Source organism: Pirellulales bacterium, from assembly GCA_035656635.1.
GTDB lineage: Bacteria > Planctomycetota > Planctomycetia > Pirellulales > JADZDJ01 > DATJYL01.
Genome location: DASRSD010000033.1, coordinates 1 through 25563, shown reverse-complemented (window position 1 = coordinate 25563; position 25563 = coordinate 1). Strand labels below are relative to the sequence as shown.

Genomic DNA, 25563 nt, shown 5'->3' with positions numbered 1-25563 from the left:
TGGGCAGGCGCTTGTTGGTCGTATGGAAATCCATCAACGTGAAGTCGTAGCCGATTCGCGGGCTGATCTCATTGCCCGGCAGGATGCGGAAGCGGCCGACCGATTCGTAATCGAACAATTGAAAGCGGTCGTTCTGCCGCGTGGTGTGGCCGGAGCCGGCGACGAACGCCTCGGTGTGGGAATCGAGCAGTTCTTCTTTTTCGGGCCACGGCTTGACCAGCAGCGCCGGGCCGGTTTGGGCGCGTACGCAGGTGGCCGAAAGCGCCAGAAGAACGATGGCGAATGGCGCGATTCGCCGCGTGCGGGAAGGTGGAGTGTCCATTGGCGCGTAATATCCCGGCTTGGCCGATCCCGTGCAAACTTCACCCCTGTGGACGCCAGCTTGGGCAAAAAAGTGAAACGCTCGCCGCGCCCCGGACGGCGGGTTCCCATTGAACCGGCGGTGTCGGTCGGACAGAATGCGGCCCAATGGCCAAGATTCATCCAACCGCCATCGTCGATCGCGCCGCGGAGATTGGCGGCGACGTGGAAATCGGCGCGGTCGTGGTCACGCACAAGAATATGGTCATTGAGACGACCGACAGCGCGACGCCGCCCCCGCCGGGATTTGTGCCAATTGATACTGCCCCCCAAGCGACGGCAAGCACGAAACTGAAGGCTCTGGTGACCGCGCTAAATGCCGTGAAGGTGCCCACGGACGACATTATCGAAATCATTAAAGGGTTGGACCGCGACGGAAAACTTCGTGGCACATTAGTAATTGAGTGACTTCCTACATACAAACCATTTTTAGCACACGAGCTTGCCATGAGCCCTCTGCAAATTAACCCCAATCAACTTGTCTCGCAGCAACCAACCGGACTGGCCGCATTGAACGGTGCGGTCAACAAAAAAACTGGCAAGAACGATGCGCTGCGCGACTCGTTCGATTCGTTCGTGGGCGAAACGTTTTATGGCCAAATGATCAAATCGATGCAAAAAATGCACGACAAGCCAGCCTTTATGTATGGCGGCCGGGCGGAGGAAGCATTTCAATCGCAGCTCGATCAAACCTGGGCGGAGCAAATGTCGAAAGCCACCGCCCATACGTTCACCGATTCCATGTACAACCTGTTTACGATGAATCGCGGTGTATGAGCACACTAATTTTTGCGGCCTGTTGCCAGTTCGTAATTTTATAATCAATCAAGCTTTCGCGCAGAACTAAATGCCCCTTGGAAATTCATGGATACTCCATCGCCAGAAGCAGATGCTTTTGATTCGCAACTTGGAATGCTATTGTCTGAGCTCTCCGAAGTGCAGCGCGAGCTGTTGGAAGTAATTAGCCAAAAGCGAGCGTTGCTAATTAAAGCCAAGCCAATGGAATTAGCGCAATTGCAACCACGCGAGCAAGCCTTGATCGATCGATTGCAAGCCTGTCATCAACTTCGAGCCGAACTGCTGGAACAAGCCAACGAGCAGGGCTTGCCACATGGCTCCTTGACGGAGTTCACGGCGGCTTTGCCAGCACAGCAACGACAGCATTGGACACCTCAAATTCGTGAAGCGGCTAGTCGATCTCGCCTGCTCCAACATCACAGCCTGGCAAATTGGGCGCTAAATCAGCGCACCTTAATTCATCTTTCTCAGATGCTGGAGATTATCGCGACCGGGGGGCGTCTCCGTCCGACATATGGAAAAGGCGCTGCCGTCGATTCCACCGGTTACATGGTAGACCAGGAAGCCTGAACCGTTCGGCTAATCTTGGCGGACCGCGCAGAGATTGCCGACGTTATTGGCCAGCGATGGTAATATCGCACGGCAATTGGGCCCGTATTACGGCGATATTGCCGCGTTTACCTCCATCTACCGTCCGTAGAGCGCGTTGCCAGGGACTGCTTGAAATATGTCGCTTTTCAGTTCCATCCAGGTGGCCAGCGGCGCCTTGCAGGCTGCACAAATCGGCCTGCAAGTGGTCGGGCAGAATATTGCCAACGCCAACTCTCCGAATTACGCGCGCGAAGAAGTGCAATTCGCCCCGGGGCCCACGCAGCAATTGGGAAGCGTACTCCTAGGCACAGGCGTGGAAGTGCAGGGGGTGACACGGCAGGTTGATCAATTCCTGCAACAACGGCTAAATAGCGCCACCAGCGACAGCACCAGCACGCAACTAACGCAGCAGACATATACGCAATTAGAAAGTTTGCTGAACGAATTGGGCACCAACGGGCTAAGCAGCTCCTTGGACGATTTTTTCTCCAGCATTTCCGACGTTTTGAATCAGCCGGAAAGCGACTCGGTCCGCAACCTGGCAGTGCTTAAGGGCCAAACGGTAACACAAGATATCAATCAACTGGCCTCGCAAACCAATCAGCTCCGCTCCGACTTGAACGACCAGGTGGCACAAGATGCCGGCAGCATCAATTCTCTGCTTTCGCAAATTGGGAAGCTTAATATTCAGATCGAGTCAGCCGAGGGGGGTGGAACATCGCAGAGCGATGCGGTGGGGCTGGCCGATCAGCGCGACAATGCACTTTCGCAATTGTCGCAATTGATGAACGTCACCACGCAGTCGCAAAGCGACGGCACCGTTTCCGTATTTTCCGGCGGCCAGTTTCTCGTGCTCGAAGGCACAGCCCGCAGTGTTGCCGTCTCGCAATCGACGAATCGCGGCCTCACGACAAATTCTCTCGTGCTGGCGGGCAATAACGCGCCGCTGCAAATCACTAGCGGCGAAGTGGCTGGGCTCATCAATTCGCGCGATACGGTGCTGGGCGGATTTCTGGACCAACTGAATCATTTCGCAGGCACGCTGGCATTCGAATTCAACAAAATTTACAGTTCCGGACAAGGCTTGCAGGGCTACTCCTCGGTAACAAGCACTTTGGCGGTCGACGACGTCAATGCGCCCTTGGATGCAGCCGGCTTGAATTTCACGCCGGGGAACGGGCAGTTCGACATCCAAGTTTATGATCCCTCCACGCAATTGACGCAAACCAGCACCATCCGCCTGGATTTGAACGGCTTGGGAAGCGACACGTCGCTCACCGATTTGGTAAATCAATTGAATGCCGTCAGCGGGGTTAAGGCAACCATTACGCCTGATCGGCGGCTTTCCATTCAAAGCAGCTCGCCCGACGAGCAAATTGCCTTTGCCAACGACACCAGCGGGATTTTAGCCTCCCTGGGAATCAACACATTTTTTACCGGCTCCGACGCCAACAGTTTGAGTGTAAACCAAGAGGTGATCGACAATCCTTCCACCTTTGCCGCCAGCGCAGGAGGCGTGGGTGCAGATACCAATGTGGCGGTGCAGTTGGCGGGGTTCAACGATTTGCCGCTGCCATCGCAAAGCGGAGCGACGCTGTCGCAAATGTACGATCGCGTCGCTTCCGATGTTTCACAGGGATCCGCGGTCGCCCAAAACCTGGCCGACAGTGCGCAAACCTTTCAACAATCGCTAAATACCCAGAATTTAGCGATTAGCGGCGTAAGCATTGATGACGAAACCGTGAAGATGATGGAGTATCAACGCGCCTATCAAGCCTCGGCAGAATATATTTCGACCATCAACAGTTTGCTGCAAACCTTGGTCAATTTGTGATCTCGCCGATGCAGAAAATAAAGTTCCGCATCTTTTAATTGGTTCCCATGACTTAGTCCTTGCTGCTTAACGGCCGCATCCACAGCTGGCCATTTGCCCATGACCTTCCTCACCCCCATCCCGTCGACGCGCGTCAGCGACATGCTGGCCAATAGTTTGCTTACTCAGCAGTTGCAAAGCAATCAGCAAACGATGCTGCAATTGGAGCGAAGCATTAGTTCGGGGCAACGCATCTCTCAGGGTAGTCAGGACCCAACCGCCGCCGCCGAGGCCGTCGAATTGCAGAAGCAACTGGACAACAAGGCCCAGTTCAAAACCAATTTACAAGTAAATCAGTCGTATCTTTCGACGACCGACACCGCGCTTTCGACCATCACAAACCTGCTGAATCAAGCCGGCGGACTGGCGGTATCTTCCTCCGGTAACACGCTCACCAATTCGCAGCTACAAGCGAATGCTGTCCAAATCGATAGCATTTTGCAGCAAGTGGTCGATACGGCCAACTCGCAGTTCGACGGCCGTTATGTGTTTGCCGGCTCCAGCACCGGCGTGCAACCGTTTACGCTGAATGGAAGCTTTGTAACGTATACCGGGAACGTTACGCAGCTGCAAAGCTTTTCCGACAGCAATTCGCCATTCGCCACAAATATTAGCGGCAACGAGGCGTTTGGCGCAATCTCGCAGCAAATTCAAGGCACGACGGATTTAAATCCCACCGTCACGGCCGATACACCGCTGTCACAGCTCAATGGCGGGCTGGGAGTGCAATTAGGAAGCATCCAAGTCTCTGATGGCACGCATTTGCGCACGATCGATCTCAGCAAGGCCGCCACCTTGGGCGACGTTAAGTCGTTGCTCGAAGCGCAACCTGCCGGCGGCACGCAACCGCCGGCCCTGAATGTGCAAATCACCAACAACGGCCTACAAGTTTCCTTGGTGGGCAGTGGCACGCTGCAAATCAACGACATCGGCAACGGCGTCACTGCCAGCGAGCTTGGAATCCTTGCGCCGAACAACTCCAGCGCCACCATCGCCGGCAGCGACTTAAATCCGCTCCTCACGGTGACCACTCCCCTGGCAAATATTTTGGGAACTCACGCGCAGGCGAAGATTTACTCGCCAGGCGCAAACAGCAGCTTCGATATTAAAGCAGTGCAAAATGGCGCGGCAACCAACGGTTACACGCTGCAATTTATTGACGACGGAACCGTTGGGGCCGGAAGCGAAACAGTCAATATCAGCGGCTCAACCATCACGGTCGACATCGACAGCGGCCACTCCACCGCCGCTCAGGTCGTGCAAGCGCTCAATAACAACTCCACGTTCAGCAGCCTGTTTCACGCCTCGCTCGATTCGGAAGATTCCGACGGCAGCGGGCTCGTTTCGCAGGCCGCCACGGCCACCACGGCAGGCGGCGGAGGAGCGGCCTTCGATCAAGCCTCCGGGCTGCAAATTACCAACGGCGGCCAGAATTACACCATCGATTTCAGTTCCGCCAAAACCGTTGGCGATTTGGTCAACCTAATCAATGGCTCGGGCGCTTCCGTGCGAGCCTCCATCAATTCCTCCGGCACGGGCATTAACATCAATTCTTTGCTCAGCGGCAGCGATTTTTCGATTGGTGAAAATGGCGGCAGCACGGCCACCGAGCTCGGCGTGCGCACTTTCAGCCGGCAAACGCAGCTGGCCGATTTGAATCACGGATTGGGCGTGCAAACGTTGGCTCAACAGAACGCTGCCGGCAACGATTTTGACATTCAGTTGGAAGATGGCGCCGTGCTGCAATTTCGCTTGGATGGTCAATCGACCATCGGCGACGTCATCGACATGATCAACAACGCGCCGGGCAATGGCGGGAAGCTGGTAGCTCAATTGGCAACTAGCGGCAACGGCATCGAGCTGGTTTCATCGGCCGTGGGCTCAAGCCCCTTTCAAGTGCAAGTGGAAAACAATAGCCAGGCGGCGCAAAACTTGGGTTTGGTTCCCAGCGGTCAAACAACCAGTGCGGCAGCGGTAGCTGGCAGCGGCGTTGAAACCATCGCCGGCGCCGATGTTAACCCGGCGGAAACCGACAGTGTTTTCAACGCACTCATCCGCTTGCACAATGCCTTATTGAACAACGATCAGACTGGAATTAGTCGGGCCGTAAGTCTAATCAATAGCGCGACCACCCAAGTTAATTTTGCCAGCGCCGAAGTGGGAGCCCGAGAGCAAAACTTGGACGCTCTGCAAACTCAGGTCGATTCGCAAACGACCGATTTGCAATCCGCGCTATCGAACGACATCGACACCGATTTGCCCACCGCCATTACCAATCTCACGGCTCAGCAAACGGCCTTCCAAGCATCGCTGCAACTGGCTGGTCAAATGTTCCATTTGACGTTGCTCAACTACTTGTAAGGCGGCAGCTGATTGTCTGAAAGTTGCTCCTTTGAACTGTGCATCGCATCGCAAAATCTAGCGGCGCTAACACTCTTCTTTCCCGCGCGCGAATTTTCTGCTGCACTTTAGCAGGAAACCGAAGCGTTGCATTTCCGGCGTGAGCCGTATTTATTTCGTCGCAGTTGCACATTGCGTATACGGCACATAATCGCCACGTCCGTTAGTTTGCCACAACAGTCGAATTTTCTCTTGCTAGCGAGACATGCTAGCCGATGTAGCAGATGAAGCGTGTGGAAAACTGTGGGTGGAAAACCACAGTGAAGCGCTTCTAACCCTTGAAGCACCGGGAATTTGCGCCGGCCAAAGCGTGAGGCGGTTGCTGCACAGCGATGCTAGCCCTCCGCCCGGCACGGGTTCGTCGCGCTTCCATTCCCTAGCCTGCCGTTTCATGAAGTGACAGGAGGTCCGCCATGAGAATCGACACGACTCGATTCGGCTCCTTGGATATTGAGCCATGCGATTTGCTGCATTTCCCGGCCGGCCTCATGGGTTTGGAAAACTGTCGGCACTGGGTTTTGCTGGCCGATGCGGAAAATGACGCGCTCGGGTGGCTGCAAAACTCCTCTTCTCCAGAGATTGCGCTGGCAGTCGTATGTCCGCGCCGCTTTGTTCCAGAGTATCAGGTCCGTGTTTCCCGCGGCGAATTGGCGCCTTTGGCGCTGGCCGAAATTCGGGAGGCACAAATCCTGGCCATTGTCGGCAAGAATGAATTGGGAATTACGCTCAATTTGAAGGCGCCCTTGGTCATCAATTTGCAGCAGCGGCTAGGTCGACAGGTAATTACTAACGGCGATTTGCCGACGCAGTATCAACTCGTCGGCGGATCGGGTCCGCTTCGCAAGTCAGCTTGAAATGAGTTGGTTGACGGTTTTGCTCGAAGATATTGATCCTTATTATTCCACTTTTGAATACCGCGCCGGCAAACCACCGATCCGAAACGCCCACCCTCGGATCTTAATTGAAGGAAGGAGTCCGCGATGCTTGTTTTGTCGAGACAGCGCGACGAAAGCATCATCATCGGCGACAACATTGTTGTCACGATTGTCGATATCCGTGGCGACAAAGTGCGCTTAGGAATTAATGCACCTACGGAAATCCCGGTCCACCGCCAGGAAGTGTACGATGCCATTCAGAGGGAAAACCTGCGATCCTCGCGGTTGGACCCCAAAGATGCCCAAGCCCTGGGTCGCGGCGCATGGCCGGATCATACGCCAAAGCCAGGCACTACACCCTAAACTCAGACGCGACACCCTAACGAGAGTCGATGCCCCCCTTATTGCGGAGAAAGCTGCCCGCCTGAAATTTCGGCGCTTCTGCGTTGCTGAAAAAGACAGTCACGGGCGAAATGAATTGCTATCGCTTCGATGGATTTTTTGCCAAAACGGAAGCGCAGTTCCGTTTGTAGGATTCGTGACGAGAATGTGGCCGCCGGAAGGGCCGCTTCCCATTTTTCATGGTGCATAAGATTTGACGCACACCAAAACATCAACCTATGTACTCATAGGTCGGCGGAGGACAGCCCGTAGGTGTTAACTAAAGCCCGCAGCTTGCACCGTCGATACTGCAAGAGGTTGGCGTTCCCATACGCCAATTCGCCCTGCGATTTACTCGAATGGAAGTCCTTCACTCGCGCATGAAGCGCCCGTAGGAACGAGATCAATCGCCAGCCAGCGAGTTCCAACTGCCTGCCCAACGTTCCTACCTAAACCATTACCGTCCGGCGTCGTAATTTACTGCCCATTGAACACGCAACGATTTGCAAATTGCGGTTGAAACCAACCGTGCATCTGCCAATCGTCGGGTTGACGCGATTGTGCTTGTTCCGCACAACCACGCTGACACCCATATCGTGCCTGATTAATTTTTAACTCGAAGGGGTGTCGCGCATGACCCGCATTAACACGAACGTTAGCTCTTTAGTTGCTCAACAGAATTTGGCTAAATCGAATACCGCGTTGCAAACCGCTTTGACCCGCTTAAGCACGGGTTTGCGAATTAACACTGGCGCTGATGATCCTTCAGGCCTGATCGCCAGCCAATCGCTTGGCAGCGACATCACGGACGTGAATGCGGCCATTAGCAACAGCCAGCAAGCCAATGAGCTGATTGCCACCGCCGACAGCGCCTTGAGTCAGGTGAGCTCGCTGTTGAACGATATTAGCGGCCTGGTGGCCCAATCGGCCAACTCGGGCGCCCTCAGCTCCGATCAAATCTCGGCCAACCAGCAGCAAATTGATGCGTCGCTGGATGCCATCGACCGCATTGCGGAAACCACCTCCTTTGGCGGCCGCAACTTGCTGGATGGCAGCTTAGGCTTCATCACGACCAGCCCAGGCAATGTCGTGACCAACGCTTCCGGCAGCTTCGGCAGCGTCGCCGATGCCAAGGCCAGCGGCACCGTGGCCAGCTTGTTGACCATTTCCGCCACCGCCGCCGGTTCCGACTTCAACGGCGACGTGGTCGTCGTCAGCGGTGCTACAGACAACGCGTCATATACCTCTGGCACGTTGACGATTACCCGCAGCGCCACTGCGACAGCTTCCGACATCGCCACGCTGATCAATGGCACCGGCTCCTTCAGCGCCGTGGCCTCCAGTGCTGGCACAGTTGCCGAGGCAACGTACACCGGCGCACTCGCGGGTGGATCCAACTCTAATCACATTACCCTATCCGCTGCATCGGGCGGCCCGAGCTTCAACGATGTGAACGTGTCGCTGAATATTGTCAGCAATGGGGCTACCGCTGCCACTTATTCGTCAGGCACGCTGACGATTACCGCCAGTGCCGGCGCCAGCGCGGCCGACATTGCCAGCGCAATTACCGCTCAGGGCGATTTCACCGCCACCGCGGCCAACGCTTCTGGCGCCTATGCGGCCAGCGATTCGTTCTCTGATGTCACCACCGGCGGCCTCAGCGAATCGAATTTGAGCAACTTGCAAATTTCGCAAGCCAATTTCGGCACCGCCAGCTCGCTGGGAGTGCAGATCGACATCGTCAGCCAGGCCACCAAGGCCCAGTTGACTTACTCCGGCGGAGCGCTGAGCAGCGACGTGGTGTTGCAAATCGGCGGTGAGAACGGCTACCAAGCCCTGAGCTTCGGCAGCGGCGCCACCGTCAGCCAAATTCAAACCGCCATTAACCAGGTTTCCGACGCCACGGGCGTAAGCGCCAGCGTTAACTCGGGCAACTTGGTGCTAACCTCCACCGCTTACGGCTCCAACGCGTTTGTCAGCGCCAAGGCCATTAGCGGCACCTTCAACACCAGCGATGCCAACGGCCGTGCCACGGGCACCGACGTTGATGCAAATATCAACGGCGTGAAGGCCACCAGCGATGGCTTGAACGTTTCGCTCAATAACCCGACGTTGAACCTGAGCTTTGCGGTTGACTCGCACTTGCAGGACGGCGATACGCTGAACTTTTCGATCACCGGCGGCGGTGCGAACTTCCAGCTTGGCCCGAATGTGGTCAGCAATCAGCAAGCCCGCTTGGGAATTCGCGACATCAGCAGTGCGACGCTCAACGGAGCCAGCGGCTCGTTGTTCGAACTTCGCAGCGGCGGAGACAAGGACCTGACCACCGACGTGAACGGCGGTGCCAGCATCGTGAACGACGTGATCAACGCCGTCACCACCCTCCGCGGTCAATTGGGCGCGTTCCAGAGCACGACGCTGGATACGAACATCAACACGCTCAACGACACGCTGTCGAACTTGACCGATGCCCAAAGCTCGATTCAAGACGCCGACTTCGCCGTCGAAAGCGCCAACCTGACCCGGGCACAAATCCTGGTGCAGGCTGGTACGACGGTGCTGTCGATTGCCAACCAGAACCCGCAAAACGTGTTGTCCCTGCTCAAGAACGCCTAGTCTGACGCAGGTTGACCGTTGAAATTTACACGCCGGTCCGCTCTTCATTGGAAGGGCGGACCGGTTTTTCTTTGGCCGTTCCGCAAGAGAGATGTCATAACAAGTAAATTTTTTGCGAAGTAGCGGATTTTCGGTGGTCGATAACGAAAGTGGGGCAGTGCAGCCCGATGGCTGAATTTTCGTGCTCATAAATTGGTCACTCACCAGGCGGCAGATTCCTTATGCCTCCGTCGCACGATGCGCTGGTGCAGGCTCTCGCGGCCCAGGATTTCGCCGCTGCGGCAACATGCGCTCGGGAATTGCTGGCCCACCATCCGCAGCATGCCCCCACCTGGCAAGCGCTGGGCATCGCGCAGCTTCGCCAGCACCTTCCGGCGGAGGCCGCCGATTCGCTGGAGCGGGCAATTTCACTGGGCACCGATGGAGCCAGCCTCCGCTTGGAGTTGGCCTGTGCGCTGGAACAAACGGATCGTTGGGAGGAGGCCGTCGCTCAATTGCGGCGTGCGCTCTCGCTCGATCCGCAATTGACTGAAGCCCGAATCAATCTCGCGGCACTGCTGGAAAAATTGGATCGTCCCGAGGAAGCTCTGGCCTGTGGCCAACAAGGCATCGCCGCGAATCCTGGGCACGCAGTGGCGCATTACAATTTGGGCAGCATCCTGCAATCGTTGGGAAAGCTCGACGAAGCTATTGCCGCCTATTCTAAGGCCATCGAGTTAGACGGCCAATTTGCGGTGGCCTACACCAATCGCGGTTGTTGCCGGCTGCTGCAAAGCAATAACACGGTCGGCTGGCCCGATTACGAGTGGCGTTTGCACACGCCACAAGTTCGCGTGGCCGCCTATGCTCAACCACGCTGGAATGGCCAATCGCTCCTTGGAAAAACGCTGCTCGTGCACGGAGAGCAAGGAGTCGGCGACGAAATTCTTTTCGCTTCCTGCTTGCCGGAGGTCGTTACACGTGTAGAAAAATGCGTGTTGGTTTGCGACCCGCGCTTGGCCAAGTTCATGGCGCGGTCATTCCCGGCAATCACCGTTGTGGGCCACCCGCGGCAAGCCGGCGGTCCCCTGCCGCCGCTGCCGGTTCCGATTGATTTCCAAATTCCTATCGGCAGCCTGCCGATGCATTTGCGGACCGACGCAAACAGCTATCCCACGCGAAAACGTTTTCTGTTAGCCGATCCACAAAAAAAACAGCAATGGCGAAAACGGCTGGAAGCACTGGGGCCGGGGCTGAAGGTGGGTATCTCCTGGCGCGGCGGCGGCACGTGGGAAGAACGCCGAAAACGTACGACAACGCTCGATCAATGGAAACCCTTGTTCGCCGTAAGCGGAGTGCACTTTATCAATTTGCAGCATGGCGCATCTAAGGCAGAATTGAGTGCACTGCAAGCGCTCGCCACAAATCATCACAATTTGTCCAACACTAGGCCAACAATTCATCACTTCGAAGAAGCCGATCCGCTCGGCAATTTGGACGAGTTTGCGGCCAAAGTTGCCGCACTCGACCTAGTGATTTCTGTCGGGAACACCACCGTCCATGTGGCGGGAGCGCTGGGAGTCCCCACGTGGTGCCTCCTTCCCCAGGTGCCGCAATGGCGATGGGAACAAGAGGGTGAAACGTGCCGGTGGTATTCCAGCGTGCAGTTGCTGCGTCAATTTCAGCGCGGCGATTGGGACGCATTATTGTGCGAAGCCGCCCGCCGCCTACAAGAACTCCTGGGCAACAACCATCTCGGCGAGCGGATAAAAGCCACGAACATCACTGCTCGCCGGCCGCTACCGCTCAATTCCAACGACAACATCCCTCCGAAGCCGGCCACCGCGGCAGGCATCATTCCAGCCAGCCCAAAAACGCCGCCGACGCCGGCCCCGCCACAACCAGCCGATCCCTCGATCTGCTTAGCGGAAGCAACGCGGCTGTTCAATGAAAATCGTTTCGAACAAGCTGGTCATCTCGCGGAACCAATTCTCGCTGCTGACGCCGGCAACATTGTGGCCCTGCGCATTTGCGGCGTGGCCGCACGCAAAGCGCAACAATCGGAACACTCGTTGGAGCTTTTGCTGCGCGCCATCAAGTTGGCGCCCAAGCATCCCGTGCTTCAGTTTGAACTGGGATTAACCTATTTCGAACTCGAGCGGCACCGCGAAGCTTATAATTGCTATTTGAAAGCGGCCGAGTTGAATCCCTCATTCCAACCGGCCACTGTCAATCTCAGCGCCCTTTTGGAACAGCAGGAACGCTACGAAGAGGCCATGGTTTGGGCCCGCAAGGCAGCTCAGCTCAAGCCCGATTGCCCGCTGGCACATTACAACCTGGCCAATCAGCTCCGCGAATGCGGCCACGTGCGTCGGGCCGTGGAGCACTATCAAACCGCCATCCGTCTGCAGCCCGCTTACACCCGTGCCAAGTGGAACCTGGCCATTTGCCATGTGCTACTGGGACAATTTGCCGAGGCCTGGCCTCTGCACGAAATTCGCGACGAGGCGGAAGAAGTCAAGTTGGATAAATACACTCAGCCGCGTTGGGATGGCTCCTCGCTGGCCGGTAAATCAATCGTGGTACACGCGGAGCAAGGCATTGGCGACGAAGTTTTATTCGCCTCGTGCTTTCCCGATGTCATTGCCCAAGCGGCAAAAACCGTTTTGGTCTGCGAGCCGCGACTGGTAAAACTGTTCGCCCGCTCCTTTCCGCAGGCGACGGTTTACGGCTGGGCACGGCGTAAAGATTGGTCCCCGATGCCGCTTTCCGAGCCGGTCGATTTTCAAATCCCCGCCGGCAGTTTGCCGCTTCACTTCCGCCGCGCTGCAGAGAATTTTCCCCAGCGAGATCATTTTCTCGCCGCCAATGCAAAATCGATCGGCGTTTGGCGGCGGCGCTTTTCCGAGCTCGGACCAGGATTGAAAATTGGCATTTCTTGGCGCGCCGGCGGAAAAGCCAACGAAGGCCGCAAGCGCACCATTACCTTGGCCGATTGGCGCGAGATTCTGCAAGCGCCCGGCGTGCAGTTCATCAATCTTCAATATGGCGACGTGAACGAAGACATCGCCCAGGCGGAGCGCGACCTAGGTATTCACATTCACGATTGGGAACAAGGCGACCCGCTGGTCGATATGGATGCCTATGCCGCCAAAATCGCCGCGCTCGACCTGGTTATTTCCGTCGGCAACGCGACGGTGCATTTGGCGGGCGCTTTAGGCACTGCGGCTTGGACGCTGCTTCCGCGAGTTCCTTCGTGGCGCTGGCTGGTTACCGGCGATGTCAGCCCGTGGTATGCCAGCGTGCGGTTGTTCCGTCAACCGCGGCGATCGCAGTGGGAGCCGGTGTTGCAACAAGTGGCCGCGCGTCTGCAGGAAGTCGCCAATGTTTCCGCTGCCGGCAATTCGCCAATGGCCGTCGCCGAGCGAATTCGCTCCGTATTGCCACAAAACGAACCTCCCGAGCAATGCCCACTCCAACCGCCCAACAAACCCGGAAAAGCCTGGCTAGACGCCAACCAGTTGAACTGCCGCCAACCATTGCAAGTGATTGAAGCGCTACTGGAACAGGCAGAGCGCGCCTACCAACACCGCGAATTCTCCGCAGCCGAAAAACTGTATCGCGAAATCCTGCAAATTACTCCGCGGCACATGCCCGCTCACGCCCGTTTGGGGATGATTGCCCAGGAAACGGGCTGCTTCGACGCGGCGGTGCGTTGTTTCCGCCGCGCGCTGAACATTGTCGAGCCGCATGCCGTCAATCATACCCATCTGGCGGCCGCACTCACCGATGCCGGCCGTTTTGCCGAAGCGCTGCAACATGCTCGTCGAGCTTTGGAACTTGATCCGCAATTGCCGCTGGCCCGGCGCGAATTAGGCCGGGCTTTGAATCGAGCGGGAAATCATGCTGCCGCCATCGACATATTGCGAAAATCACTGCGCACGCTCCCCGACGATGTCTCGACAATGATCGCGCTGGGCCAAAGCCTTTCGGCTGCCGGCCAGCTCGACGAAGCGCAAGAATTACTGCGCCAAGCGATTCAGCGCAGCCCCGCGGCGCCTCCGCTGCGCGTCGCGTTAGGCCGCCTGCTGATCGAGGATCAATGTGTAAAGGCGGCCGAAGAATGCTTCCGCACAGCAATTGAATTGCAACCAACGGATGGCGAAGCCCATTACGAGCTGGCGCGCCTGCTAGCCGCGCAAGGCCAAACCGAATCTGCCATTGCCGCCGCTCGCCAATCGCTGAAACACGCTCCGCAGTTTGTGCCCGCGATGCTCCATTTGGGCACGCTCTTGCAAAAGCAGGGATCGCACGATGAAGCAGAATCCCTCTATCGCCGCGCCGTCCAGCAACATCCGGAAAACTTTGAGCCGCATCACGCCCTGGCGGCTGTCTTAGTCCAACTGGAACGCTTTGAGGAGGCCCGCACTCATTTCGATTCCGCACTGCGCTTGCGGCCAGACGATGCTGCCATTCATGCCGAACGGGCCTGCCTGCTGTTGCAAACCGAACATTTTTCGGAAGGTTGGGACGAACACGAGTGGCGTTTGCCTAGCGGCCGCACAACGCGCTTTGGCGCACAATTGAAGCAACCGCAATGGGATGGCTCGGCGCTTGCCACGCAAACAATTTTACTGCATGGCGAACAGCACCTGGACGACGAAATCATGTTCGCCACTTGCTATCCCGATGTGCTGCGGCAGGCCCGTGGCTGTGCCCTCGTTTGCGATGCCCGGCTGGAGCGATTATTCCGCCGTTCGTTTCCGCAAGCAACCGTATTTGGCGTGCCCCAGGGGAGCGAGCATCAATGGCGTTTGCCAAGTGGCGTATCCATCGACGTGCATTGCCCGGCCGGCACGCTGCCCAAGCATTTACGTCGCTCCGCGGATACCTTCCCTCGGCAGGATCAATTGCTAACCGCCGATCCAGAGCGAATCGCAGCCTGGCGCCAGCGCTGGGAGAAGCTCGGCTCGGGCTTGAAAATCGGCATTTCGTGGCGCGCCAGCGAAGGCCGCAACCCCAGCGCCAGTATTCCGCTGGCCGCTTGGCAGCCGTTACTGAGCGCGCCGGGAGCGCATTGGATCAATTTGCAAGCGGGAAGCTATCGACAAGAGCTAGCGCAAGTCGCCGCCGAGCAAAGCATTACCATTCACGACGATCCGGCAGCCGATCGCCAATACGATCTCGATAATCTGGCGGCCACAATTGCCTCGCTCGATGCCGTCATCACGGTGGATAACACCACAGCCCATTTGGCCGGCGCCTTGGGTGTGCGCACCTGCGTTGTGCTGCCACAGCCCGTCGACTGGCGCTGGCTCACCCAGCGTGACGATAGCGCGTGGTATCAGAGCGTCCGGTTATTCCGACAAAACCGGTTACAACCGTTGGGCGAACTTTTCCGTCAGTTGCGCGAGGAACTTCTCAAGCGACGGCTGCGGCTGGACGAATTGTCGAAGAGAGGCCCTTCCCACGGTCCCCATTGGTCCCGAGTGCACGCTCACGGCAATACCCCTCAACTGCCCAGCGGATAACGTAGATTGGTTTGTCGGCCACGCTTGGATGATCCCGCCGTTTACTGCCCTCCGCCTTTTATTGCCCGCCCCGCTTCCCTCCGCTGCCCCCTCCGCTCCATTCCTTTTCCTCCGGCTACTGCCTGCCACTAACTGCCTTCCGCTTCTGCCGCTAGGCGAATCACTTCTATGGGCACCATTACCGCCGGAATTGGACTTGTCAGCGGAATCAACTACGCACAGTTGGTGAGCGAGCTGGTAAAGGCTTCTTCCGGTCCAGTAAATCAACAGACCACGCTCGATCAGACGTACACGCAGCAGCAAACCGCCATTGGTTCCTTGCAGGCCGCAATTTTAGGGCTGCAATCTGCCACGAACAATTTAGCCAGCCCGGGCTTGTACACCCAAAGCACGATCAACAGCAGCAACAGCTCCCTTCTTTCCGGCACAGCAACCGGTGCGGTCCAGCCGGGCACGTATCAGCTCACGCCGGTTCAAGTCGCTCAAAATCAACAACTCCAAAGCTCGAAATTCACCAGTCAAACGGCATCCCTCGGCGCTGGCACGCTCACCTTTAGCAGCGGCGGCTTCGTGAATCCCGGCGCTAGCTTAGATTTGCTCAACGGAGGCAATGGATTCACACGCGGCGAAATACAAATTACCAGTCGCAGCGGAGCCAGCGCCGTCGTCGATCTCCGCTCGGCCACCAACATTGATGACGTGCTCGATGCCATTAATAATGCCGGCATCGGCGTGCAAGCCAGCACCAGCAATAATCACATCGTGCTGACCGACACCACCGGTCAAACGGCCAGTAACTTGAAGGTCCAGGAAGTCGGCGGCGGAACAACCGCGGCTTCGCTCGGATTGGCCGGCATCAACACCAACACTGCTCAAGGCAGCGGCAACGATGTGCTGCAACTCTTCGGCGACATCCCACTCAGCCAGTTGAATGATGGCAACGGCCTCACGTTCAATAATTTCCTGCCCGACCTGCAAATCAACTTCCGCGACGGCACCAGCGCCACGGTTGATTTCAATGTCTTGAATTCCGGCACGACGCAGCAAACGCTCAACGACGTAATTAACACGATCAACAGCGCCGCCCCCGGAAAAATTCAAGCCGCCATCAGCCCCGACGGCAGCGGCATTACCCTGACCGATTTAACGACCGATGACGGCGGCACTTTTTCGGTAAGCGATTTGAACGGCTCCAGCGCCAAAGAAGATTTGGGGTTAACCACGGCCGCAGCGGGCGACACCCTCACCGGCCAAAAACTGCTGGGCGGACTGAAAACGGTCCTCCTGAAAGACCTGAACGGCGGCGCAGGGCTGGGCACGCTCGGTTCCATAACCACCACCGATCGCAACAATCAATCGGCACCCGTCGATCTTTCGTCCGCCCAAACGCTGGACGATGTGATCAATGACATCAATGATGCCGGCATCGGTGTTCAAGCCCAGGTGAATGACGCCGGCAACGGCATTGAAGTGGTCGACACCACGGGCGACACCGCCAGCAATTTGATTATTGCCAATGCCGACGCCACCAACAGCGCCGACAAACTGGGGCTGACCGTGAATTCGGCGGCAACCAGTAAATCGAGCGGCAACCTCCATCTGCAAACCGTCAGCGAAAGCACGCTGCTTTCCAGCCTCAATGGCGGCGATGGCGTGGGGGCAGGCTCGTTCAAAATAACCGACACCACCGGCGAAAGCGGGACGCTGACTGTGGGCAGCAAAATCAACACCGTCGGCGATTTGCTGCAAGCCATCAATGCGTTGGGATTGAACATCGACGCCCATCTCAACGCTGCCGGCGACGGCATCGCACTGGACGACACCGCTCACGGGCCAAACACGCTATCGGTAACTAGCACCAGCGGAACCACCGCTCAGGACTTGCACCTGCTGGGCGGCGAACAATCCGTGACCATTGGCGGCCAACCGACCCAGGAAATTAACGGCTCGCAAACGCTGACCATCACGTTGGGCGCGACCGACACTCTGCAAGACCTGGCCAACGACATCAACAATTCCGGCTATGGGTTACAGGCCACGATACTCAACAACGGCTCTTCAGTTCGGCCGTATCAATTGTCGCTTTTCAACAGCCGAAACGGCCAAGCAGGCGAAGCGCTGATCGACACCTCGGGCGTGAATTTTTCGTTCCAGCAAACCGTGGCGGGCCAAGACGCCAAGGTCGTGCTTGGTTCGTTGAATGCGCCCAGCAGCATTTTGGCTACCTCCGCCACCAATACGGTGAACAACTTGGTGCCGGGATTATCGATCAACGTGGGGGGCGTTTCGCAGACGCCCATCACTCTTTCCGTGGCGGCGAACAACAGCAATTTGGTTTCGGCGCTGCAATCGGTCGTTACCGCCTATAACACGGTGCACTCGCAAATTAAGCAGGATACGACCTTCAACATCACCACCAATACCGCCGCGGTTTTGCAAGCCGACAACAGCGTGTTGCAAGTCAACGACGAGCTGGCCAACTTGATTGCCGGGAGCATCTCCAGCACGGGCTCCATTCATTCGCTGGCCCAATTGGGAATTACCATCGGCCAAGACGGAACGGCAGCGTTCAATCAGTCCGTGTTCCAGGCGACCTACAATCAGGATCCGCAAGCGGTCCAGGATTTCCTGACCACGCCTACCACCGGCGTTTCCGATCAATTCAAGAATCTTACAAACTCTTTGGCTGGGGTGGGAACTTCCATTTTAGCGGAACGGTCCAGTACCCTGGCGCAAGACTTAACCGACGGCCAGCAGCGCATTACTTTGCTCAATTCGCGTTTGAACGCCCTGCAGCAAAGATTGACCGCCCAGTTCCAAGCCTCTGAACTGGCCATTGCCAAAATTCAATCGAACCTGTCGGCCATTCAGTCGATCCAGCCGTTCCAGTCGGTTAATACGTTTAACCAATCGTCATCAAGCAATAACAGCAACAGCCTACAGTCGACGCTTTCCAACATCACTGGGTAGCCGGCCAATCTGCACGATTGTCGCCGATCAAGCTTTCCATTGTCCTGTGCTAGCCACCATGAGTTCCACCAGTCGCGAAAAATATTTAGAGCAAGAAGTTCTTTCCGCCCCGCCACAAAAATTGCAACTCCTGCTGATCGAAGCAGCGATTCGCCAAATCACGAAGGCGCGGTTGTTGTGGTCACAACCGCAAACTGCGGCGGCTGGCCAAGCCATCGTTCGAGCGCAAGGAATGCTCACGCAAATGCTCGCCGGCTTGCATCCCGATCGCAGCCAACCGTTGGTGCGGCGCGTAGCGGCAGTATATTCCTTCGTGATTAAATCGCTGGCCAAGGCTTATCTTCAGCAAAATGAGGAAGCCTTAGCCGATGCCCTGCGAGTGCTGGAAATCGAACGCGAAACCTGGCGGCAAGTATGCCAAGAGCTTGGCAACCAAAAGCCCACCAGCATTGCTGCGCCGCACTTCGGCCATGTTCCTCAGGGCGTAATGCAAACCCCAACCGAACGGCTTTCGCTGGAAGCCTGATGCTGGCATCGACATGCCGCCGGTTGCGAGCGATTATTTTGCCTCAACTTCCTAATCGCTACGGTCCGATAATACTCGATGACGGGCGCGCATCGACTTCCTACGTTCCGTTCTACTGAACCAGGAATGCCGCCCACGGCCTGCCCGTGTCGGACATCCATTGGAATAGCGATAGGCTGGTGCCGCGATGTCGCAGAGTGTTTCAGCGCCGACTCGATCCGCTTCGTACAGCGTGTTAACAAATCGGCAGTCTGCGACGGCGGGAGCGTCCGCTTCCGCAAGCTGTTTCGATCCGGCCATTCTAGCCAGCGCCGCGGCGGGAAAACTGCCAGCTGACCAACAGCAAGCCGTCACGCAACATTTGGCCGCTTGTCCTGCCTGTCAAAAGTTGCGCAGCCAAATGTTGGAGCAACTGGCCGCCTGGTCAGGCCGGTTTTTATACAAGGGGCACTTGGTGTGGCCCAACGATTGGTCCTGGCTCGCTCCGTACGAGAAATATCTCGGTCCGGACGCAGCCGGCGGCCTGCCGAAAACGCGAATTATCGATCGCCGTTTTACTTTGATTCAACTCGCCCACGCGGTAAACCAACTCGGTGGCAGCACAGCGGAATGCGGCGTGCTGGGCGGCGTGGGCTCGGCCATGATTTGCAAAACGCTGGAGGGAACCTATCAAGCCACAGAGCGCCACTGGGGATTCGATTCCTTCGAAGGCTTGCCGCAGCCAGACAAAATCGACTTGAGCAGCCATTCCTGGCAGAAAAAAGGCTCGCTGGCAATTTCCCCGCAAGTTGCCCTGAACAACCTCGCCGATTTCGAGTTTTGCACCTTGGTGAAGGGCTGGATTCCCAACTGCTTCGAGCCGGCCCAGGCGCACCGCTTCCGCCTGGTGCACATCGATTTGGACTTGTATCAGCCGACTTTGGACAGCCTGCAATTTTTTTATCCGCGCACCAATGCCGGCGGCGTGTTTGTTTTGGACGACTACGGTCACCTCACCTGCCCCGGCGTGCGCCAGGCAGTGGACGAGTTTTTCGCGGACAAGCAGGAGCCTGTCATCGAAAGCGTCTGCGGCACGGCGTTTGTTTTCAAAGCCACAAGTACATCGCCCGACATTCATACATAGCCCGACTGTGCCAGTCGGGACCCAATTCATTCCGACAGTAAAGCAAAAGCTGAAATTATCAATCAGGGAGTAAACCATGTTTCGCATTTTCATCGGTTGGGATTCCCGTTTTCCCGAGCCAGCCGACGTACTGGCATATAGCCTCCGCAAGCACTCGTCTATTCCGCTCGATATCCGCTACCTTAAGCTGCCGGAACTGCGGCTGAACCGCACGCACGATCCGCTGGCAAGCACCGAGTTCACGTATTCTCGATTTTTGCCGCCGCACTTGTGCCACTACCAAGGCAACGCCTTGTTCTTAGATAACGACATGCTGTGCCTGGCCGACATCCGCGAAATTGCGGAGCTCGACATGACCGGCCTGGCCCTGCGCGTGGTCAAGCACGATTATCAGCCCATCGCCACCGTCAAAATGAATGGCGCCGTTCAAACCAACTACCCGCGCAAAAATTGGTCCAGCATGATGCTTATGAACTGCGCCAACCTTGCGCTGTGGAGCAAAGATGTTGTCGAAACGGCGACGGGCGCATATTTGCATCGCTTCCAAGACATTCCCGATACACAAATTGGCGAGATTCCAAAAACGTGGAACACGCTGGACACCATGGATGCCACTACGAAGCTCATCCATTGGACCAGCGGCGGACCGTGGTTCGAACAAACCCGCAATTGCCCACACGCCGATGTGTGGCTCCAAGCGCGCGATGAAATGCGTGCCGCTCCCAACGATCAAAACCGGCGCAGCGCGCGGGCGCGCCAATTTATTGCCGCCCCACTCAGCGTTTCCATGCCCAACGGGGTTTCGCCTGTGGCGCGCTAATTCATCCGGCTGGAATGCCAAACCACTACTCATTTACCCATCACACTTAACCGCGTCCTGCTTTCATGATCCGCCGCCAGTGCCGCAAACTGACCGAACCACTGGCCGAATTTCCCATTACTTTTGAGCCTCGGCCGCTGATCAACAAGCAATCGCAAGTGCTGGCCCTGGGAAGCTGCTTTGCGCTGCGCGTCAAAGAGTGGCTGTTGGCCAATGACTATCGGGTGCTGAACGAAGGCGATTTGCCCCCCACGGAATTTCGCGGACGCCGCGAGTTCGATCCGCGCATTTATTACAACACGTTTTGCATTCGATACGAGTTCGAGCGCGCGGCGGGCCTGTTCGTCCAAGCCGACGATGATATTTGGGAGCCGCATCAAAACGCGTTGCGGGTTTATCAAGACCCGTACCGCCGGATGCTGGCTGCTGAAGATCGCGATTTGCTGTGGCAGCGCATTGGCGCCGTCGACGAGCACATGCGCCAGCACATTCGCCAGGCCGATTGCGTCATCATTACGCTCGGGCTGACCGAAGTGTTTTTCCAGCAGCACAACGGCCATGCCATTTGTGCGGCGCCCGGTTATTGCGGAGGCGGCGGCATCGGCTGCGAATTTCGCTGCACCGAGTACCAGGAAAACTACGCCAACATGGAACAGGTGGTGCAACTTTTGAAGCAGTTAAATCCCCAGGCGCACCTCATTCTCACCGTCTCTCCGGTGCCGCTGGCGGCCACTTGGTCCGGCGTTGATCACGCCATCGCCAACACCGAAAGCAAATGCACGCTCCGTGCGGTGGCGGGGGCATTGCAGCGGAAATATGACCACGTGCATTACTTCCACAGCTTCGAATTGGTAATGCACGCCCAGCGGCACGAAGTGTTTTTAGAAGACGGCCGGCACGTGATGCCCAACTATGTGGCCGGCATCATGAGCGATTTCGAACGTGCTTTTGTGAAGCCGCAACCGGCCCACGTGGAAAGCAGCACGACACTACCGCCATCCGCCCCTGCCAAGCGGAAAGGCCCGCACTTCATCGATCTAAGTCAAACAGGGCCGCAAGCCCAATCGCTGGCTCAGCGCTAATTCGCTTTGAGCGACACCGTTCGTGTGCGCCCCTCGCCTTCAATTTCCAGCTTGTCTTCGCGCGCTAACCAACCCAGGCCTTGCATCACCACATCGCGGGAAACGTCGTCGAGCTCCTTCACCAATTTGGTAATGGTTTGCGGGCCTTTCACATCTAGTAAGTGCCAAACCCGGCCAGCGGCGGCACCAATTTCTGTCACGCACGATTCATGCATTGCAGTAGCCATAAAAAAGCCATCTCCTCAAAAAAATAATGAGTCAAAAAGCTCTCCTGCCGTGCGCCAACCTAGTTTGTTTGGTTAGCCTGTTTGTCCCACAGCGCGAAACTTTCTGACCTGCCGCATATTTAACGCCTGCACCGAACTTCGAGCGACTTCGCTGGAGTTCCTACAAGCAAATATTAAAACGATTATATCGCTTGAAAAGGCGCTCTCAAGTCGCACAATCACTTTGTAAATATACGTCAACGGCGCAAGCTGCAAACCTTTTTAGCGACGTAATCATCTCGTTTTCAAGCGAAAAAGCGCGAGCTTATTGTTGGCGGTTCGCACCTGGTTTGTAAAGCTTACAACTTTTTGCTCTTTGGAATGCACCCTGGGGAATTGCCAGCAGTGCAATAGAAATATGTCAGTCGGTAAAAACTGAATTTTCTCTCGATAAACACCGTGTTCTTGGACGATCGACCAGAATTCTTTCAAGTTTTTCTCATTCCACGACGCAGCGGCATGGCCTGTGCAATACCCTCGATCGCTCCTGTATGACCCAGTTGGTCCGACAACTTGCCCGCACAAGTTCTCGGGCCAAATCGAATTGACACCAGGAGCGTCGTGAATCTTAGGCACCGTCGCCGATATTGGCGACAACATATAAGCCCGAAATTGGGCGCGCCGCTTTTCACGTTCAAGGGCTCAGTCGGCGAAAGCGCACCGCCGGCCGGGCCCTTTTTTATTGGCCGATGGGCCGCTACGGAAGCTTAGAACTGTGGACACTTAGCACTTGCGGCCTCTCAGAACGCAATGGGTGGCCGGGGTCGAGGCCGCAGCGCCCTCGGAATCCAATGACGAATGACCAAGCACCAATGACCAATTCCGAGGCTGGGCAGCGAGATTTCATTGGTCATTGGGATTTCGCGCCGCTGGGGGCTCACTTCGTTCGACCCCAGTCAGCCGACGCCAAGTCGATTATCCCGGCCGCCACGATTTTTAATGCCGGTTATTTGCTGCTAGCAGACTGGCGGTCATCGCTCGAAAAATCGCGGAAACTTCCTCAAATTCGTGGTCCTCGGCCTGGCAGATGACTAAAAACATCGCCGAGCGATTACCCCCGGCCCGAATCCAGGCGGTGTTGGTTAAATCGAGGCAGTAGAAGTTCAAATTAAACCCAATCAGTTCGGTGGCCCCAATGGCTTCTCGCGCGGGCTCGCTGTCGAGCTCGTCATATTCTTTCTGCATGGCTACTAAGGCGGTGCGGGCTAATTCCGCAGGGTCTACCTCCGGCGGGTGCAGCATGACCGTCCAAAAGGCGCCCCCGGGACTATACACGCTAATTGTCTGGCGACCCGGCGAAACGTCGTCGGCTTCCAATTTCCAATTGTCCGGATATTGGAAGCGGATGCCAAGTTTGTCGAAAACTGCCGGCATGCAGGCACACGCCTTTCCCAGAATGAATTCCTGCAAAAACGCTAGCACTTCATCGTATCCTGCGATTCGCCGGCTGGGTAGCCGTTGAGGACCAAGCCCAAAAACGCTAACATCTGCGGCCCTTTTGGTATTCGCCTAATTTGATTTTGGGTGGCTGGGGTCGAACGAAGTGAGCCCCCAGCGGCTTGAATTCCGGGGGCTCGGCGGCCTCGACCCCGGCCACCCATCCGTATTAATTCAAATTAGGCGACGGCCCTTTTTGCGCGATTTATCTCTCCGCTGATTCCACGGTCGCGCCGCATCTAACCGCTGCGCGCAAGCCGGATGAAATTTCACCACCATCGTCCGCCGCAGCGCCGCCGCTGGCCGCCGGCCAATATCTTGTGCGCGCTTTTGTCCGCGGCGCTGGCCTGCACCAGCGGATGCCAAATGTTCCGGCCGCACGATCCCGTGGCCCAGCCGGTTGCCGAATCGCGACATCTTTCCGACCGCGGCATTAACGCCATGGATCGTGGCGATGTGGTCGCCGCCGAATCGCTTTTAAGCCAGGCCGTAAAAGCCTGTCCGACCGATGTCGAAGCGCGCCGCCAATATGCCGAAGCACTGTGGCGCGGCGGCTTGCGGTTGCAAGCCATGGAGCAATTGCAAAAAGCGCTGGCGCTGGCCCCCAACGATCCGCAACTTACCGTTCGCTTAGGCGAAATGAATTTAGCCATGAACAAGCCGGGCGAGGCGCGAAAAATGGCCGAACACGTGCTCGATTTAACTCCCAACGATGCCAGCGCTTGGGCCGTGCGCGCACGGGCGGAAGAAGCCGCCGGACAATACGAGCAAGCCCTGGCTGATTTTGACCGGGCCTTGGAATATTCCCACGACGATCGGCCCTTGCTGTTGGAAACTGCCGAGTTGTATCGGCAACTGAACCGGCCGCAGCGCGCGCTTTCCACGCTCACCAGCTTGTGCGAAACGTACGGCCCCAACGAAGAACCGCAAAACGTGCTGTACTTGAAAGGCCTCGCTTTGCAAGCGCTCAATCGGCACGACGAGGCAACCGATGCGTTCGCCCTGGCATTGGATCATGGCCCACCCACGCCGGAGTTGCTGTATCGACTGGGCGAAGCACAACTTACTGCCGGTCGGAATGACGACGCCGATCGTTCGCTGGCCCAAGCCCTGTCGATGGACCCCAACCACGCTCCCAGCCGGGCACTGCGGGAGCAACTGGAAGTGGCCTCTCGCCCCGCCACGACCGTATATCCCTAGGCAGTGCAGGGTGGCCGGGGACAAATGTAGGGCGCACGTGGTACGTAAACGCACGTAGGCGAGTCTCTCCGAGACTCGCACTCGCGTTTCGGAGAAACGCGGCCACGTGAAACGGCCACGTGAAGCACCACGTGAAACGGCCAAGCACCGACGCAGGGCCACGAATGCCGGGCGTTCAAGCCGGTACGTTACCCTGGGTTTTTCCGTATTATCCGCACAACCGGCATTATGTTCTTCCGGCGGTTTGCCAGGATTCGGCCGGCGACCTAAGTTTTGGTAGGTAAATGCGCCCACTCGTTGGGCAGGCGTGTCCAACCACAATTTGGACGTGAAATTCATTTTCGGAGCCGTAGCATGAACGTACTTGCCGAATCTTCTGTCTCAAAATTTGTCGACCGCCGCAATTCCGAGCCAGGAAGCGAGTCACCCTCGCGCGAACGCCGCCAGTTTACCAACAGCCATGAAGAGTTATCGCCCGAAGCGCGCGAATTGGCGCTGGCGGTCGATCACTACAAGTTGGCTCATCGCCGCCGCTTCATCACCTACGAAGAAATGCTCAGCGTGATGAAATCGTTGGGCTATCGGAAATAAGTGTCTAGTGCCGTCGTCGGTTAATTGTAGCGGTATCCACAGTATTGGAGGTAGTTGCGGCATTCGCTTTCGGTGAATAGATCGAGTACTTTGCCGCAGAGTTGCCAAAGTTTGTCGGTGGTTCGCTGGGCACCATCGCGGAGC

20 protein-coding genes are annotated in these 25563 nt (G+C 56.9%); 16 read left to right on the top strand and 4 right to left on the bottom strand.

Translation table 11 applies throughout. The features are described from left to right. A partial coding sequence (locus tag VFE46_02555) for a hypothetical protein (protein ID HZZ26863.1) occupies positions 1-322 on the bottom strand: 322 nt, incomplete at its 3' end. A 146-nt stretch (positions 323-468) separates the two neighbouring features. Between VFE46_02555 and VFE46_02550 the strand changes: the two genes are divergently transcribed. The 7 genes from VFE46_02550 to csrA all read left to right on the top strand — a co-directional run bounded on the left by VFE46_02550 (position 469) and on the right by csrA (position 7260). Further along, complete coding sequence (locus VFE46_02550; protein ID HZZ26862.1) at positions 469-768, top strand: flagellar basal body P-ring protein FlgI; 300 nt, start codon at positions 469-471, stop codon at positions 766-768. Between the two features lie 39 nt (positions 769-807). Beyond that, complete coding sequence (locus VFE46_02545) at positions 808-1137, top strand: rod-binding protein (protein ID HZZ26861.1); 330 nt, start codon at positions 808-810, stop codon at positions 1135-1137. Positions 1138-1224: 87 nt separating this feature from the next. After that, entirely contained in the window at positions 1225-1728 is a 504-nt protein-coding gene (flgN, locus tag VFE46_02540; GenBank protein ID HZZ26860.1) for a flagellar export chaperone FlgN, read from the top strand. Positions 1729-1885: 157 nt separating this feature from the next. Further along, positions 1886-3583, top strand: a complete 1698-nt coding sequence (gene flgK, locus VFE46_02535; GenBank protein HZZ26859.1) for a flagellar hook-associated protein FlgK — start codon at positions 1886-1888, stop codon at positions 3581-3583. A 99-nt stretch (positions 3584-3682) separates the two neighbouring features. After that, on the top strand, positions 3683-5983 hold the full coding sequence (flgL, locus tag VFE46_02530) for a flagellar hook-associated protein FlgL (protein HZZ26858.1): 2301 nt from the start codon (positions 3683-3685) through the stop codon (positions 5981-5983). Positions 5984-6435: 452 nt separating this feature from the next. Beyond that, positions 6436-6876, top strand: a complete 441-nt coding sequence (fliW, locus tag VFE46_02525; protein HZZ26857.1) for a flagellar assembly protein FliW — start codon at positions 6436-6438, stop codon at positions 6874-6876. 126 nt (positions 6877-7002) lie between these two features. Next, positions 7003-7260, top strand: a complete 258-nt coding sequence (csrA, locus tag VFE46_02520; protein ID HZZ26856.1) for a carbon storage regulator CsrA — start codon at positions 7003-7005, stop codon at positions 7258-7260. A gap of 38 nt (positions 7261-7298) precedes the next feature. Here the strand turns inward: csrA and VFE46_02515 are convergent, their stop codons facing one another. Beyond that, on the bottom strand, positions 7299-7487 hold the full coding sequence (locus VFE46_02515) for a hypothetical protein (GenBank protein ID HZZ26855.1): 189 nt from the start codon (positions 7485-7487) through the stop codon (positions 7299-7301). A gap of 424 nt (positions 7488-7911) precedes the next feature. Here VFE46_02515 and VFE46_02510 point away from each other — a divergent pair, with 424 nt between their 5' ends. From VFE46_02510 to VFE46_02480, 7 genes are all read left to right on the top strand, one after another. Beyond that, positions 7912-9894 carry a flagellin gene (locus VFE46_02510; protein HZZ26854.1) on the top strand — a complete coding sequence of 661 codons (1983 nt, stop codon included), beginning with the start codon at positions 7912-7914 and terminating at the stop codon, positions 9892-9894. A gap of 221 nt (positions 9895-10115) precedes the next feature. After that, positions 10116-15404, top strand: a complete 5289-nt coding sequence (locus VFE46_02505) for a tetratricopeptide repeat protein (GenBank protein HZZ26853.1) — start codon at positions 10116-10118, stop codon at positions 15402-15404. Between the two features lie 168 nt (positions 15405-15572). Then, on the top strand, positions 15573-18374 hold the full coding sequence (gene fliD / locus VFE46_02500; protein HZZ26852.1) for a flagellar filament capping protein FliD: 2802 nt from the start codon (positions 15573-15575) through the stop codon (positions 18372-18374). Positions 18375-18432: 58 nt separating this feature from the next. Next, positions 18433-18900, top strand: coding sequence for a flagellar export chaperone FliS (locus VFE46_02495; GenBank protein ID HZZ26851.1), 468 nt, complete (start codon positions 18433-18435; stop codon positions 18898-18900). Positions 18901-19087: 187 nt separating this feature from the next. Further along, positions 19088-20023: a TylF/MycF/NovP-related O-methyltransferase gene (locus tag VFE46_02490; protein HZZ26850.1), complete on the top strand. Its 936-nt coding sequence runs from the start codon at positions 19088-19090 to the stop codon at positions 20021-20023. 76 nt (positions 20024-20099) lie between these two features. Next, positions 20100-20843, top strand: coding sequence for a glycosyltransferase (locus VFE46_02485; GenBank protein HZZ26849.1), 744 nt, complete (start codon positions 20100-20102; stop codon positions 20841-20843). A gap of 65 nt (positions 20844-20908) precedes the next feature. After that, a complete protein-coding gene (locus tag VFE46_02480) occupies positions 20909-21925 on the top strand; it encodes a GSCFA domain-containing protein (protein HZZ26848.1) in 1017 nt (338 codons plus the stop codon). Here the strand turns inward: VFE46_02480 and VFE46_02475 are convergent. Together VFE46_02475 and VFE46_02470 are read right to left on the bottom strand one after the other, a co-directional pair. After that, complete coding sequence (locus VFE46_02475; protein HZZ26847.1) at positions 21922-22152, bottom strand: winged helix-turn-helix domain-containing protein; 231 nt, start codon at positions 22150-22152, stop codon at positions 21922-21924. The two genes, VFE46_02480 and VFE46_02475, sit on opposite strands and share 4 nt — an antisense overlap. A gap of 975 nt (positions 22153-23127) precedes the next feature. After that, on the bottom strand, positions 23128-23565 hold the full coding sequence (locus VFE46_02470) for a hypothetical protein (GenBank protein ID HZZ26846.1): 438 nt from the start codon (positions 23563-23565) through the stop codon (positions 23128-23130). Positions 23566-23889: 324 nt separating this feature from the next. On the opposite strand from VFE46_02470, the gene VFE46_02465 reads away from it, so the two are divergent. Next, positions 23890-24828 (top strand): tetratricopeptide repeat protein, encoded by a 939-nt coding sequence (locus VFE46_02465; protein HZZ26845.1) that lies wholly within the window; start codon positions 23890-23892, stop codon positions 24826-24828. Positions 24829-25182: 354 nt separating this feature from the next. Then, positions 25183-25419, top strand: coding sequence for a hypothetical protein (locus VFE46_02460; GenBank protein ID HZZ26844.1), 237 nt, complete (start codon positions 25183-25185; stop codon positions 25417-25419). Positions 25420-25563 lie beyond the last annotated feature (144 nt).

Bases quoted from the DNA above. Each gene is read 5' to 3' on its own strand.
- VFE46_02550 (HZZ26862.1), top strand. From the start codon at position 469: ATGGCCAAGATTCATCCAACCGCCATCGTCGATCGCGCCGCGGAGATT.
- VFE46_02545 (HZZ26861.1), top strand. From the start codon at position 808: ATGAGCCCTCTGCAAATTAACCCCAATCAACTTGTCTCGCAGCAACCA.
- flgN (HZZ26860.1), top strand. From the start codon at position 1,225: ATGGATACTCCATCGCCAGAAGCAGATGCTTTTGATTCGCAACTTGGA.
- flgK (HZZ26859.1), top strand. From the start codon at position 1,886: ATGTCGCTTTTCAGTTCCATCCAGGTGGCCAGCGGCGCCTTGCAGGCT.
- flgL (HZZ26858.1), top strand. From the start codon at position 3,683: ATGACCTTCCTCACCCCCATCCCGTCGACGCGCGTCAGCGACATGCTG.
- fliW (HZZ26857.1), top strand. From the start codon at position 6,436: ATGAGAATCGACACGACTCGATTCGGCTCCTTGGATATTGAGCCATGC.
- csrA (HZZ26856.1), top strand. From the start codon at position 7,003: ATGCTTGTTTTGTCGAGACAGCGCGACGAAAGCATCATCATCGGCGAC.
- VFE46_02515 (HZZ26855.1), bottom strand. From the start codon at position 7,487: ATGCACCATGAAAAATGGGAAGCGGCCCTTCCGGCGGCCACATTCTCG.
- VFE46_02510 (HZZ26854.1), top strand. From the start codon at position 7,912: ATGACCCGCATTAACACGAACGTTAGCTCTTTAGTTGCTCAACAGAAT.
- VFE46_02505 (HZZ26853.1), top strand. From the start codon at position 10,116: ATGCCTCCGTCGCACGATGCGCTGGTGCAGGCTCTCGCGGCCCAGGAT.
- fliD (HZZ26852.1), top strand. From the start codon at position 15,573: ATGGGCACCATTACCGCCGGAATTGGACTTGTCAGCGGAATCAACTAC.
- VFE46_02495 (HZZ26851.1), top strand. From the start codon at position 18,433: ATGAGTTCCACCAGTCGCGAAAAATATTTAGAGCAAGAAGTTCTTTCC.
- VFE46_02490 (HZZ26850.1), top strand. From the start codon at position 19,088: ATGTCGCAGAGTGTTTCAGCGCCGACTCGATCCGCTTCGTACAGCGTG.
- VFE46_02485 (HZZ26849.1), top strand. From the start codon at position 20,100: ATGTTTCGCATTTTCATCGGTTGGGATTCCCGTTTTCCCGAGCCAGCC.
- VFE46_02480 (HZZ26848.1), top strand. From the start codon at position 20,909: ATGATCCGCCGCCAGTGCCGCAAACTGACCGAACCACTGGCCGAATTT.
- VFE46_02475 (HZZ26847.1), bottom strand. From the start codon at position 22,152: ATGGCTACTGCAATGCATGAATCGTGCGTGACAGAAATTGGTGCCGCC.
- VFE46_02470 (HZZ26846.1), bottom strand. From the start codon at position 23,565: ATGCCGGCAGTTTTCGACAAACTTGGCATCCGCTTCCAATATCCGGAC.
- VFE46_02465 (HZZ26845.1), top strand. From the start codon at position 23,890: ATGAAATTTCACCACCATCGTCCGCCGCAGCGCCGCCGCTGGCCGCCG.
- VFE46_02460 (HZZ26844.1), top strand. From the start codon at position 25,183: ATGAACGTACTTGCCGAATCTTCTGTCTCAAAATTTGTCGACCGCCGC.